General features: G+C 71.4%; 9 protein-coding genes and 1 tRNA gene. 8 read left to right on the top strand and 2 right to left on the bottom strand.

Going from position 1 to position 13,480, the window contains the following annotated elements:
• Positions 1 to 151: 151 nt before the first annotated feature.
• The 4 genes from tmk (at position 152) to FEF34_RS16715 (ending at position 7,073) form a co-directional block, all read left to right on the top strand.
• Complete coding sequence (gene tmk / locus FEF34_RS16730; protein WP_138053909.1) at positions 152 to 3,226, top strand: dTMP kinase; 3,075 nt, start codon at positions 152 to 154, stop codon at positions 3,224 to 3,226.
• 681 nt (positions 3,227 to 3,907) lie between these two features.
• Positions 3,908 to 5,113 carry a DNA polymerase III subunit delta' gene (locus FEF34_RS16725; RefSeq protein ID WP_138053908.1) on the top strand — a complete coding sequence of 402 codons (1,206 nt, stop codon included), beginning with the start codon at positions 3,908 to 3,910 and terminating at the stop codon, positions 5,111 to 5,113.
• Positions 5,114 to 5,295: 182 nt separating this feature from the next.
• Positions 5,296 to 6,858, top strand: coding sequence for an alpha/beta hydrolase (locus FEF34_RS16720; RefSeq protein ID WP_138053907.1), 1,563 nt, complete (start codon positions 5,296 to 5,298; stop codon positions 6,856 to 6,858).
• A gap of 141 nt (positions 6,859 to 6,999) precedes the next feature.
• Positions 7,000 to 7,073: transfer RNA gene (locus tag FEF34_RS16715), tRNA-Thr, on the top strand.
• A gap of 128 nt (positions 7,074 to 7,201) precedes the next feature.
• Here FEF34_RS16715 and FEF34_RS16710 read toward each other — a convergent pair.
• Positions 7,202 to 8,806: a tyrosine-type recombinase/integrase gene (locus FEF34_RS16710; RefSeq protein ID WP_138053906.1), complete on the bottom strand. Its 1,605-nt coding sequence runs from the start codon at positions 8,804 to 8,806 to the stop codon at positions 7,202 to 7,204.
• Positions 8,803 to 9,483 carry a helix-turn-helix domain-containing protein gene (locus tag FEF34_RS16705; RefSeq protein WP_138053905.1) on the bottom strand — a complete coding sequence of 227 codons (681 nt, stop codon included), beginning with the start codon at positions 9,481 to 9,483 and terminating at the stop codon, positions 8,803 to 8,805. The genes FEF34_RS16710 and FEF34_RS16705 overlap by 4 nt, the downstream gene beginning before the upstream one ends.
• Before the next feature lie 95 nt (positions 9,484 to 9,578).
• Between FEF34_RS16705 and FEF34_RS16700 the strand changes: the two genes are divergently transcribed.
• From FEF34_RS16700 to FEF34_RS16685, 4 genes are all read left to right on the top strand, one after another.
• Positions 9,579 to 9,809 carry a hypothetical protein gene (locus tag FEF34_RS16700; protein WP_138053904.1) on the top strand — a complete coding sequence of 77 codons (231 nt, stop codon included), beginning with the start codon at positions 9,579 to 9,581 and terminating at the stop codon, positions 9,807 to 9,809.
• A gap of 227 nt (positions 9,810 to 10,036) precedes the next feature.
• Positions 10,037 to 11,323, top strand: coding sequence for a DUF3631 domain-containing protein (locus FEF34_RS16695; RefSeq protein WP_138053903.1), 1,287 nt, complete (start codon positions 10,037 to 10,039; stop codon positions 11,321 to 11,323).
• Between the two features lie 392 nt (positions 11,324 to 11,715).
• Positions 11,716 to 12,576 (top strand): DUF2637 domain-containing protein, encoded by an 861-nt coding sequence (locus FEF34_RS16690; RefSeq protein WP_138053902.1) that lies wholly within the window; start codon positions 11,716 to 11,718, stop codon positions 12,574 to 12,576.
• 343 nt (positions 12,577 to 12,919) lie between these two features.
• The gene (locus tag FEF34_RS16685; protein ID WP_138053901.1) at positions 12,920 to 13,480 is read left to right on the top strand and encodes a MobC family plasmid mobilization relaxosome protein; all 561 of its coding nucleotides are present in this window, start codon (positions 12,920 to 12,922) and stop codon (positions 13,478 to 13,480) included.

Genomic DNA, 13,480 nt, shown 5'->3' with positions numbered 1-13,480 from the left:
CGCGAGCGGCCGCGGCTCCGGCGTCACCAGCGTCCGGCAAGAGGGCGTCCTGTGGAGGACCACGGGGCGCCCCTCCGCCGTTTCGGGCGCCGCCGCCCGTTTGTTCGGGCGGGGCCTCCGGGGAGCAATCACCTCCGGATAGGCTGGGCGAATGACGCGAGCCGAGCAGCCAACGGCCCAGAGCCCCACCTCTGAACCCGAAGCACGTGCCGCCGACGCACTGGCCGCGGACTCACGCGAGCGCGCCGTACGGTCGCTCCTGCGTGTACCCGCGCTGCGCCGGTTGTGGAGTGCGCAAGTCGTCGGCGGAATCGGTGACGCCCTCGCCCTCCTGGTGCTGGTCCTGCTGGCGCTCCAGACGGCGGTCGCCGAGGGAGCCTTCGGCGGCGGGTACCGGGGCGCCGCCTTCGCCGTCGCAGCCGTCTTCGGGATCCGGATACTCGCCACGTTCCTCTTCGGGGCCGTACTCCTCGGCCCGCTCACCGCACTGACCGCGCCGGGCGGACCGCTGGACCGCCGCTGGACCATGATCGGCGCCGACGGCATCCGTATCGCCCTGCTCGTCATCGCCCCGCTGTGGATCGACTGGACCCCGGACAGTGCTGTGGCGTACGTGCTCGCCACGGTCTTCGTCGTCGGCGTCGCCGAACGCTTCTGGACCGTCGCCCGGGAGAGCGCCGCTCCCGCGCTGCTGCCCCCGCCGCCGCTGGAAGGCGCGGCCGTACGCCCGCTGCCGGACCACCAGGACGCTCTTCGGAGGCTGTCCCTCCGCACCTCCTTCGCGGTCATTCCCGCCGCCGCCGCCGCACTGCTCGCGGCGACGCTGATCGGCAATCTGCTCGGCACCGGCGTCGAGTGGTTCACGGTGCACCAGGCCGCGCTCGGGTCGTACGTGGCGGCGGGCCTCTTCGCCGCTTCGCTCTCCGTCCTGGCCGCCGTCGAACTCCCGGGCACCCCGACGCCGCGCCCCCGTTCCCCGCTGGAGGGCCTGCGCCGCCCGTCCACCGGCAGCGGCCTCGACAAGGGCCGTACCGGCGCCGTCCCGCTGCTGGTCCTGGCCTGCGCAGCGATCGCCGGGGCTGTCGCCTCCGCATCCGCCGTGTCCGTCCTGCACGCACGTGACCTGGGCGGCGGCCCGGCCGCGTTCGCCTTGTTCGTGCTCGCCCTGACCGGGGGCACGGTGCTCGGTGTCCGAGGCGCCCCGAGCGTGCTGCCCGCACTGTCCCGCCGCAGGCTCCTCGCGCTGGTGATCGCCGTCAGCGGCGTGGCGCTGCTGGCGATGGGGCTCGTCCCGGACACGGCGACGGTGCTGTTCCTCGCGGTCCTCGCCGGCGGTTCGGCAGGCGTCGCCGCGCATACCGGGCACGCGCTGATCGACCAGGAGACCGAGGAGTTCCGGCGGCCGAGGATCACCGAGCACCTGCAGGCCGTCGTCCGGGTCGCCATCGGGTTCGGCGCGGTCGGCGCCCCGATGCTCGCCGCCGCCATCGGTCCGCACCGCCTGGCCAGCGGGGAGTTCGTGTTCGCTCACGGCGGCGCCGCCTTCACACTGATGCTGGTCGGCGCACTGCTGCTGCCCGTGGCCGTGATCGTCCTCGCCAGGACCGACGACCGGTCCGGCGTGCCGCTGCGCCGCGATCTGGCCGACGCGGTCCGCCGCGGTGCGGACCCCGCCCAGGCACCCGCGGCCACCGGCTTCTTCATCGCCGTCGAGGGCGGCGACGGTGCCGGAAAGTCCACGCAGGTCGAGGCGCTCGCGGAGTGGATCCGCGCCAAGGGGCACGAGGTCGTCGTCACCCGCGAACCCGGCGCCACGCCCGTCGGCAAGCGGCTGCGCTCCATCCTGCTCGACGTCTCGTCGGCCGGGCTGTCCCACCGAGCCGAGGCCCTCCTGTACGCCGCCGACCGCGCCGAGCACGTCGACACCGTCGTCCGACCCGCGCTCGAGCGCGGAGCCGTCGTCGTCTCGGACCGCTACATCGACTCGTCCGTGGCCTACCAGGGAGCGGGCCGCGACCTCTCCCCGACCGAGATCGCCCGGATCTCGCGTTGGGCGACGGACGGGCTCGTACCGCATCTGACCGTGCTGCTCGACGTCTCCCCTGAGACCGCGCGCGAGCGGTTCACGGAGGCACCGGACCGGCTGGAGTCCGAGCCGGCCGAGTTCCACCGACGCGTCCGGGCCGGTTTCCTCACCCTGGCCGCCGCCGACCCCGGCCGGTACCTCGTCGTGGACGCGGGCCGGGAGCCCGAGGCCGTCACCACGGTCGTACGGCATCGGCTCGACCAGATGCTGCCGCTCTCCGAGGCCGAGGTGAAGGCTCGGGAGGAGGCGCGGAAGGCAGCCGAGGAGGAGGCCCGGCGCAAGGCCGAGGAAGAGACCGCCCGCAAGGCCGAGGAGGAGCGCCTGGAGCGTGAGCGCCAGGCGCAACTCGCGAAGCTGCGCGCTGAGGAGGAGGAGCGCAAGCGCCGCGAACTGGAGGAAGCGCGTCGTCAGGAGGCCGAGCGGCAGGCGGAGGAGGCCAGGCAGCGTGCCGAGGAGGAGCGGCGGCTGGCCGAGGAGGAGCGGCGCCGGCGCGACGCCGAGGAGAAGACCCGCCGGGAGGAGGCGGAGCGCCGCCATCGGCAGGCCGAGGAGGAGGCCCGGCTGCGGGCCGAGGCCGAGGAGCGCCGTCGTGAGAAGCAGCGCAAGGCAGAGGAAGCCCTGCTGCGGGCGGAGGAGGCGCGCCGGGCGGCGGAGGCGGCCGCGGCCGCCGCTGAGTCCTCGGCCGCCGAGACGACCGTGCCCACTCCCGTGGTGGGGGCGAACGACGTCACACAGACGGTCGAGACCCCGCGCCCGCGCATCGACATGACCAAGGAGGACGCGGAGACCACGGTCCTTCCTCAGGTGCCGCAGCCTCCGGAGGGGACCACGAGCAGCACGCGGGGTGCGGCTCCGGGTAACGCGGCGGGGTCCCGGGACCCCGCCGACGAGACGGCGGTGCTGCCGCCGGTGCGGGGCGAGAGCCCTGCGGACCGCGTCCCGCCGGGCCTCTTCCATGACGAGCCGTCCGCCCCCGCGGAGGAGGAACGTACGCGCGAGCTGCCCCAGGTCGACGAGGACGGCCGGCCGCGCCGCCGTTCCGACTGGGCGGAGGAGACCCCGCTCGACGATCTGCCGAGCCTGGCGGACGAACTGCTGGGGCCGCACGACGACGGGGACGACCGGCGCCGGGGAAGCTAGTGCAGCATCAGGCGACGTTCGTCCCGTCGCGGCGCCCGGCACGGCGACTCGCGGCGTTGCCGGATCAACCGAGCAGGCCCACTACGAGGTCGATCCGGGGCCTTGCGTTCTTCCCCTCGGCCTGAGGGCCTGGGGAGACCTCACCCCCTCGGCCGGAGGGCCTGGGGAGACCTCACCCCCTCGGCCGGAGGGCCTGGGGAGACCCCACCCCCTCGGCCCCGAGGGCCTGGGGAGACCCCGTGCACCGGACGCCGCTCCTTGACGGGCAAACCTTGACTGACGCGGCACTGGCCGGTGCGTGCGCTGTGACCGGGAAGGCCTACCGGGAGGCTCGCGGCGTCCGGCGCGGTATGCCGCGAGGCGGTGAGTCGTCCTCGTAGCGAACATCCCACTGCGGAGCATCGCCCCCATCGCCCCGTACCGGATGTACTCGGGTGGTGCGGCAGCACAGTGGGTGGGCGTGCGGGGTGGTGTCGCGAGCCGCCGGACCGTCCGGTCCCGTGACCGGACGGTCCGGCGGCCCGGTGCCGACCGACCCGGTTGTCCACAGGCGGTGAGGGGTGTCCGACCCCTACCCCACAATGGGAGACCGGTGCAGGACCTCGCGGCACGTGGCGCGCAGTTCGTGACACGTGGTCCGGAGCCCGCAGTTCGTACGACGGAGTGAGGCGGTGGCGGCAGATGGCCGTGTGGGACGACCTGGTCGGCCAGGAGCGTGTCCAGGAGCAGCTCGCCTCCGCCGCACGGGATGCTGACGCGCTCGTCACGGCCGACGCGGCGGGGGAACCGCCTCCCGCCGCGTCGAGGATGACGCACGCCTGGCTGTTCACGGGACCGCCGGGCTCGGGCCGTTCCACCGCGGCTCGCGCCTTCGCCGCGGCCCTGCAGTGCACCAGCCCCGACCGGGCGCTGGGCGGCGCACCGGGCTGCGGCTTCTGCGACGGCTGCCACACCAGCCTGGTCGGGACGCACGCCGACGTCGAGGTGGTCCGGACCGACGTGCTGTCCATCGGCGTGAAGGAGACCCGTGCCCTCGTCCGCCGCGCCCAGCTGTCGCCCGCGGTCGGCCGCTGGCAGGTCATCGTCCTGGAGGACGCCGACCGCCTCACCGAAGGCGCGGGAAACGTGCTGCTGAAGGCCGTGGAGGAGCCCGCCCCGCGCACGGTGTGGCTGCTGTGCGCGCCCTCCCTGGAGGACGTGCTGCCCACGATCCGCTCCCGCTGCCGCCATCTCTCCCTGCGCACCCCTTCCGTCGACGCCGTCGCCGACGTGCTGATGAGACGGGACGGCATCGAGCCCGACGCCGCGGCGTCCGCCGCCCGGGCGACCCAGGGGCACATCGGCAGGGCCCGGCGGCTCGCCACCGACGAGGCGGCCCGTGCCCGCCGCGCGACGGTGCTCAAGCTCCCGCTGAGGGTCGAGGACGTCGGCGGCTGCCTCAGAGCGGCGCAGGAGCTGATCGACGCGGCGGCGGAAGACGCCAGACAGGTCTCGGAGGAGATCGACGCCAAGGAGACCGAGGAACTCAAGGCCGCCCTGGGCGCGGCGGCGGGTGGGCGGATGCCGCGGGGCACGGCCGGGGCGATGAAGGAGCTGGAGGACAAGCAGAAGCGTCGTCGCACCCGTACTCAGCGGGACAGCCTCGATCTCGCGCTCACGGACCTCACGGGTTTCTACCGGGACGTACTCGCGCTCCAGCTCGGATCGACGGTCGCCCTCGCCAACGAGGACGTGCGGGACGCCCTCGACCGGGTGGCGCGCGGCTCCAGCCCGGAGGGGACCCTGCGCCGGATGGAGGCGGTCCTCGCCTGCCGAGAGGCTCTGGACACGAATGTGGCCCCGCTGCTGGCGGTGGAGGCGATGACGATGGCACTGCGCACTGGGTGACTCCCCGGGCGCTCCGAGCCGTCGGCGCAGAAGTGGCCGACAGGCGGAGTCGTGACCGGGCTCTCGGTGTCGGAGAAGCCCCGCACAGGCCCATGACCCCGCCACCGGAGCTTCTTTCAGGGCGAATCACCCATACGGGAACGAAGGGGCATGATCCGGTGTCGTGCCTATAGGCTCCCAGGATGGACACCAGGCAGTTCCTCAGGACCTCCGCCATCGCGTTCACCACAGCCCTGGGGCTGCTGATCTCGGGCTGCAGCGGCAGTGGCCCGGCGTCGGAGGCGTCCGAGCCCTCGGGGTCGGTGCCGGGAGCGGCAGCGCCCTCCCCGGTGTCGACCGCCGCGCTGAAGCCGTACTACGACCAGAAACTGGACTGGCGCAACTGCGGCGCCCCGGGCTTCCAGTGCGCCACGCTCAAGGCCCCGCTCAACTACTCCAAGCCCGACGGGCCCTCGGTCAAGCTGGCCGTCGCCCGGGTGAAGGCCACCGGCCCCGGCAAGCGGATCGGTTCGCTCCAGGTCAATCCCGGGGGGCCTGGCGGCTCGGCCGTCGGCTACCTCCAGGCGTACGCGGGCGTCGGCTATCCCGCTCCGGTGCGGGCCCGGTACGACATGGTGGCCATCGACCCGCGCGGAGTGGCCCGCAGCGAGCCCGTCACATGCCTCGAGGGCAAGGAGATGGACGCGTACACCCAGAGCGACCAGACTCCCGACGACCCGGCCGAGGTCGACAAGCTGAGCACCGCCTTCAAGGGTTTCGCGGCAGGCTGCAAGGAGCGGTCGTCCTCGGTCCTCCCGCACGTCTCCACCGTCGAGGCGGCCCGGGACATGGACATCTTCCGGTCCGCGCTGGGCGACGAGCGGCTGTCGTACGTCGGCGCCTCCTACGGCACGTTCCTCGGTGCGACCTACGCCGAACTCTTCCCGGAACGGGCGGGCCGGCTCGTGCTCGACGGGGCGATGGACCCGTCCCTCCCGGCCCGTCAGATGAACCGCGACCAGACCGAGGGCTTCGAGACGGCGTTCAAGTCCTTCGCCGCCGACTGCACGAAGCGCTCGAACTGTCCGCTCGGGGCGAAGTCGACCTCGGACGCGGCGGCCCGGATGAAAGCGTTCTTCGCCAAGCTGGACGCCCAGCCGGTGTCCACCGGGGAGAGCCGCGAGCTCACTGAGTCGCTCGCCACCACGGGCGTGATCGCCGCGATGTACGACGAGGGCGCCTGGCCGCAGCTCCGTGAAGGGCTCACCGAGGCCATGAACGGCGACGGCGCGGGACTGCTGGCCCTCTCCGACAGCTACTACGAGCGCGAGAGCGACGGCTCGTACTCCAATCTGATGTCCGCCTACTCCGCGGTCAGCTGCCTCGACCTGCCGCCCGCCTTCACCACGCCCGACGAGGTCACGGCCTCCACCGCCGACTTCGAGAAGGCGTCCCCCGTCTTCGGCAGGAACTTCGCCTGGGCCTCCCTGAGCTGTGCCTACTGGCCCACGCCCGCCACCGGCTCCCCGCACCGCATCGACGCCAAGGGCGCCGCGCCGATCCTCGTCGTCGGCACCACCCGCGATCCGGCCACCCCCTACAAGTGGGCGCGGGCCCTTGCCGGCCAGCTCGAGTCGGGAACCCTGCTCACGTACGACGGCGACGGTCACACGGCGTACGGCCGCGGCAGCGACTGCGTCGACAGGGCGATCAACAAGTACCTGCTGACCGGGACTCCGCCGGCGGACGGCACCCGCTGCCGGTGACGTGAGGGTCCCGGCGTCCCGTACGACCGGCCCGGAGCGTGTGATCGCCGGGCTGGTCGGGGGCACCCCGAATAACCCTGTAGACTTGGCGCCGCTGCTGATGCGAGCCTGTTCCTGCCGGAACGGTCATATCCGCAGCTTGCCGCCTTAGCTCAGTTGGCCAGAGCAACGCACTCGTAATGCGTAGGTCTCGGGTTCGAATCCCGAAGGCGGCTCCGAAAAACCCCAGGACAGATAGCCGCTGACCTGGGGTTTTCTGCTGCTCGGGGCATGACGCGTCACACGGCCGGGGTGCTGCGAGATGGCTTGCGTGAGCGATGCGTGAGCGGAGCGGTCCGGTGCCCTACTTCTTGGGCTTCTTCCGCTTGCCCTTCTTCTTGGCCCTGGCCTCGGCTTTCGCCTTGGCCGCCGCCTTCTTGGCGGCCTTACGGGCGGCCTCCTCCGCCTCGGTCTTGCGCTGAAGCGGTACTAGCTTGGCGGTGGCCTCGGCCGCGTTCTTGCCGACGTGAGGGAGGACGCTCTGGTAGATGTCCCGCGTGATTCGGGTGTCGCTGTGCCCGAGCGTGTCCGACACGATTTTCACGTCGATGCCGGCGGCGAGCATGAGCGTGGCCGCGCCGTGGCGGAGGTCGTGCAGCCGGATCGGCGGGAGCCCGGAGGCGGCGACGAGGCGCTCGAAGAGGTCGGTCACCTTCCCGGGATGGAGCCAGGAGCCGTCTTCCTGGGTGAAGACCATGCCGGTCTCGACCCAGGCTGATCCCCACTGCTCGCGGTCGGCGTCCTGTTGTTCGCGGTGTCGCTTCAGGACGTTGACGGTGTCGTCGTCGAGCGCGACCACGCGGAAGCCGCTGTCCGTCTTGGGCTCGGAGGTCTCGACCTCCCACCCGTCCTGGACGAGCTGGGCGGAGACGGTCAGGGAGTGGTCATCGAGGTTGGTCTCCGACCAGGGCTGCGCGCATGCCTCGCCTCGCCGCAGGCCGCGGAAGGCGATCAGGTGCCACATCGCGTACAGCCGGTCCTCCGCGACGAAGTCGAGGAACGCGCCGGTCTGTTCGGGCGTCCAGACCATCACGGGGGAGGGCTTCTCGCCTGTCTGCTCCCACCTGGCGACCCGTGCGTCGGTCCACACCAGGGCCTTGGGCTTGCGCACGGGGTCGAGCTCGACGTGGGCCGCCGGGTTGAAGGTGAGGATCTGCTGGCCGATCGCGTCGTTCAACGCAGACCGCAGCGTGGCCTTGATACGCAGCCTGGTGGCAGGGCCGGTCACACGCCGGAACGGTGGCATGGCATCGATCGCCGTCTTCATCACCTTGCGGCGGGCGCGGTTGTCCACGCCCTTCCACGGCACGGTGGCCAACTCCTCGACCGCGGCCCGGCGCTGGGCGTTCTGCTCCAGGATCTCGGCATTGGCGTCGGAGATAGCCGTGAACATGTCGCTGAGATGGCTCACGCGCAGCCGATCGAGACGGTGGTGGCCGATCCGAGGCTTCAAGTGGAACCGGATATCGGTCTCGTAGCGGCTGAGTCCCGACTTGCGGATGCGCTTGCCGTCGAGCCACCGGTCGAGCCACTCGCCGACGGTCAGGCGACCGATCAGGTCCTGACCGGACTTCAGGCGTCGGCGGGTCTCCTCGACATCGGGCAGTGGCGACTTCTCGTCGCCGACCTCCTCCAGCATGGCGGCTATCAGCGCCATGCCCTCGGGGTCGTCCGTGTCGGCGAGGCCGAGTAGCGCGCGTATGTGGTCGAGGTCGGCCTGGGCGGCCTTGAGGCTCTCGTAGCCGGCGCGGCTGAAGGAGCGGCGGGTGCCGTCTTCGCGGGGCGGGAGCTCCTGGCGTATGGAGTACGAGCCGTGCTTGCGGCTGGAGAGCTTCGGGCACTGCTTGCCGAGCGGCTTACCGGTGTGGGCGTCGCGGCAGTAGCAGCGGCGGTGGGTCGAACCCTTCAAAGATCATTCTCCTCGGTGTTGTTGCCGACGGGTGGGTCGACGTCGGCGAGTTCTGGTGGAAGGTCCGGTGGTGTGCCGCCGTCTTCACGGATGAAGGCGCGGGCGCTGCGGAGCCGGTACTTGGCCTCCAACGCCCTTTCGGCATAGTCGGCTTGGGCGAGTACGGCTTCCTCGCGCTCGGCCTGGTTGGGTGCCGTCTCGGCCTTCCAGCGCTCGTGTTTCTCGCCCTTCAGAGCGGCCAGGGCGGCGCGCTGGTAGCGGACGTGGGCGCGGAAGTTGCGGAGCATGTCGTCTTCCATGCCGAAGTCCTCCCTGTCGCCGGTGAACCAGCGCATGGCGTCCCAGGTTGGCTCGGAGTGCTGCAGGGGAAGGCGCTGGACTCTGTCGACGTAGCCGACGGGGTAGAGCAGGCAGATGGGGTAGGTCCGCAGGGCTTCGGCGAGGACGAGGACGTCGACCAGGGGCAGGTTGGCGCGGCGGCCGGATTCCATGTTGGCGATCACGTTGCGCGGAATCGGATGGCCGATCTCCTCACAGCGGTCGGCCAGGTCCTGGGCGCTCATGCGTAGCTCCTTCCTTCGTCTGCGGACCTCGGCGGCCACCGTGGCCATCACCTGATCCACCCACTCCGGGACGTCGTCTTCGTCATCTCTAGGATCGAAACCATGTTGTGTCATGGAGACACACTAGCTTCCCGATGATGGTTAGTGATCGCCTGGAGCCGGACGTGATGCCGCGTTCGCCGAGGGCTCACTCATGAACGGAGCACTGCATGCGCGACAAAGAGACCGCCGAGCAGCCCAAGGGCATGACGCGAGAAGAGCTGTTGGCCCTGCCCGCCGCCGTTGACCTCGACACTGGCAATCGGGCGCTGGGTCTGGGGCGGAGCAAGGGATACGAGCTGGCCAAGCGCGGCCAGTACCCGTGCAAGGTCCTGCGGCTGGGCAAGGCGTACCGCGTCGTGACCGCTGACCTGTTGAACCTGCTCGGCCTGGCCGCATGACGACCCGAGCCCATAGCAGACGCTTCTGCGCTGAGCTGACACAGAAACGCTGGACTGTGGCCGGACGTGGACGTACTGTCCGTGTTCCCTCGCCCCGGCCAGGGAAGCGAGAAAGCCCCCGGCGCGCCAACGCCGGAGGCTCCGCACACTCCACTGCCCGCATTCCAACGAACGACCTGCGTGAGTCGGGCCTGCATGCCCGACGTCACCGGATAAGGAGCTGCCCTGTGCAACCTACGACACCCGAGCCCTATTCCGCACCCGGCAAAGCGGTATGGCCGACGGTCGCCGTGCCCGGCCGGCCCGGTCCCGCGCCCGGCGCCGCCCCGGCGGCCGATGGGCGGGCGCCGGATACGGTTCCGGTGTATCAGCCTGCCGGGGAGATGGTGCCGGATCCGGAGCCGACGTACGGCTCCGAGCTGCTGAACGAACTGCGTGCCCAGGTAGCCCGGTTCGTGATCCTGCCCTCCCAGCAGACGCTGGACGCGGTCACGCTGTGGGTGGCGGCGACGCACCTGCAGCCCGCGTGGCAGCACGCCCCGCGCCTGGCGGTGGTCGGGCCGGCGAAGCGGTGCGGCAAGTCACGGCTGCTGGACGTGCTCACCGAGACGGTCCACGAGCCGATGCTCACCATCAACACCACGCCCGCTGCGGTCTTCCGGTCGATCACCGAGGAGCCGCCCACGCTCCTGGTGGACGAGGCGGACACCATCTTCGGCACGCCGAAGCAGGCGGAGAAGAACGAGGAGATGCGTGGCCTGCTCAACGCCGGTCACCAGCGCAACCGGTACGTCACCCGCGTCGTCGGCAACGACCACACGCCGCACAAGTTCGCCACCTTCGCCATGGCCGCCCTTGCCGGGATTGGCGACCTGCCCGACACGATCATGGACCGGTCCGTGGTCATCCGCATGCGTCGCCGGGCCGAGGGCGAGCACGTCAAGCCGTTCCGCTCGCGCCGCGACATTCCGGCCCTGCACGACCTGCGTGACCGCATCGCCGCCTGGGCCAGGCCGCTCCTCGATGAGGCCGCCGACCTGGAACCGGAGATGCCGGTGGAAGACCGTGCCGCCGATACCTGGGAGCCCTTGGTGATCGTCGCCGACCTCGCTGCCGGATGCTGGCCCCGCCTCGCACGCGCGGCGTGCGCGCAGATGGTTACCGACGAGGCCCAGGCCGAGGAGGACCACCCCAACGGAGCGCGGATCCTGGCCGACATTCGCAGGGTCTTCGTCGCCCAGCGGGAGGTCGACAGCCTCTCCACGGACGAACTCCTCCACCACCTGCGCCAGGACCCAGAAAGCCCCTGGGCAGAATGGGGGCGAAGTGGCCTGACCGCCCGTGCCCTCGGCGGGATGCTGCGCGACTTCGGCATCAAGTCCGGCAACGTCCGCCTCGCCGACGGCACTCAGCGCAAAGGGTACATGCGCAACAAGTTCCTCGACGCGTGGCGGCGCTACTGCCCCACCGTTCACTCAGTGAACGCCGAGCCCACCGCCCCAGCCTCGGGCTGAGCCCCGCCTCCCCCGGTGACCGTCCCTGCCGTCCCTGCCGTGATCCCGCAGGTCAAACGGCATGCGGCCGGGACGGAAACCGGGGACAAGACGGCAACGCGATCATGAAGACCGCGCTGTCACCACCAGGACGCTACCCCGATCCGTCTTGTGCCGTCCCGGGCGTCCCCGTCGTATCAGCACAGGTCACGACGCTGTCGACCGGGACGGCAAGACGGATGCGATCCGTCCACGGCCACCGAACCGCAGCCCCCGCCGCCCGTGCGTGCTCCAAGACGCGCCGGCGCCGCCAGGACGGAACAGCGATCCGCCTGCCGTACCGGCCCTGACCTGCGCTTGCAACGGCCAAGACGGCAAAGACGGCCCACGCCACCACCCCAGGAGAACCCCGCTTGACCACCCTCTCCACACCCACTCACCGGGACCATCGCCCTGACGAAGGGCAGTCGATGTCGACCAAGCAGGCTGCCGAGCGGTACGCGCTCGTCGCGGCGGGAGTCGTCATCGTGGCGCTCACCGCCGGCGGGTTCTGGCTGTCGTACGCGCATCTCGCGGAGGTCGCCGGACAGCACGGCCTCAAGAGTTCCCCGGTCCGCCAGTGGGCCTGGCCCGCGACCCTGGACGCGTTCATCGTTGCAGGCGAACTCCTCATGCTCCGCGCGGGCCTGCGCCGCGTCGCCGACGGCTGGGCCATCGCCCTCACCGCTACCGGATCGGTCGGCTCCATCGCGCTCAACGTGGCCGGGGTCAGCGGCACGGGTAACGCCAGCGCCGTGCCGCTGCTCGACTATGTGGTCGCCGCGGTTCCCCCGACCGCCGCGCTGCTGGCCTTCGGTGTCCTGATGCGGCAGATCCACCAACTGGTCGATCAACCTGCCGACCGCTTGGATGTCGCGACCTTCCAGGAGCCGAAACCACTGGTCAGCGCGCCCGCCAAGCCCGCCGAGCCAACGGCCGAGCCGGTCCGGCTCGCTGAGCCTCCGGCCGCCGGTTCCGTCCAGCCGGCGGAAGCGCCGCCCGAGGTTTCGGAGAGCAAGCCGCGTGGCGGTCGTCCGCCCAAGGCGACGCTCGCGGAACTCGTCGCGATCGGCCGGATCGCCCTCGCGGAGCACGGCACCCTCAGCCGGGCCCTTCTCCGGAAGGCCGTCAAGGACAGGGACTTGACGATCGGCAGTGAGCGGCAGACCGAGGTGATGGAGATGCTCCGGCCCGAAATCGAAGCCGCCGCCAAGACCGGTCCGAGCAGCGGCTGACCGGAAACCCAGCGGGGTGACCGGAACCCCTTCCGGTCACCCCGGCCAGCCCGCCACCGCCCGCTTATCCACACCTGTGGATGGCGCGCTGGCCGCCAGCACTTCGCCCCTCCATCTCCCAGTCCTTCCCTGCTTACCCGCCTGCCCCGCCCCTTCCGGAGAACCGCCCGTGACGCACGACCCGCACCGCTCCGACCACACTGCCGACGAGCCGCTGCCGCTGACGAAGTCCCCTACCGTGATGGGGCGTTTGCGGCAGGCGTTCGGACGGGCTGCCCCTGGCGGAGCCAGTAGTACCCCGAGTCCGACTCAAGGCCGGGCTTCGGGGATCTCCGCCCCGGGGGTGGCGGAGACGGCCCAGCGCCAGGGGGCGCCGGACCAAGAGGTCGGAGCCGAGGGCGGCTCCGACCCGGACACGCTCCACTCCGTCCAGCAAGCCGTTCTGCGCCCCGCAGGCCCCGTAGACAGCGCAGCCGCCGCCTCTGGCGAGCCTGCCGTGCAGAGCGTGCAGCCCACGATCCGCCGCTTCACCGGCACCAAGCGCAACGACCGTGTCGGCCCGCTGCGCTTCACCAGCGACCAGCGAGCCCGTCTCCAACAGGCCGCTGCCGAGCACGGCTACAAGGGCGACTCCGGCTTCGCCGCCGACATCGTCCTCGCCTTCCTCACCGGCCGGTTCACCGCCAACCTGCCCCTATCCGAGGACCGCCGCCGCACCCACATCTTCCGCGCCCAGGTCCTGCGCCAGCTCAACCGGATAGGCGTCAACGTCAACCAGATCGCCCGCGCCCTCAACAGCGACCACACCCCACCCGACATACGTCAGCGCCTTACCGAACTCCACCACCTGCTGGAGCTGATCGCCGAGGCCCTCCGCCAGCCCGCCGACCCGGAGAAGGTCTGA

The organism is Streptomyces marianii (assembly GCF_005795905.1).
GTDB classification, from domain to species: Bacteria; Actinomycetota; Actinomycetes; order Streptomycetales; family Streptomycetaceae; genus Streptomyces; species Streptomyces marianii.
Note: the sequence above shows the minus strand (reverse complement) of the source record. Positions and strands in the feature narration are given on the sequence as shown.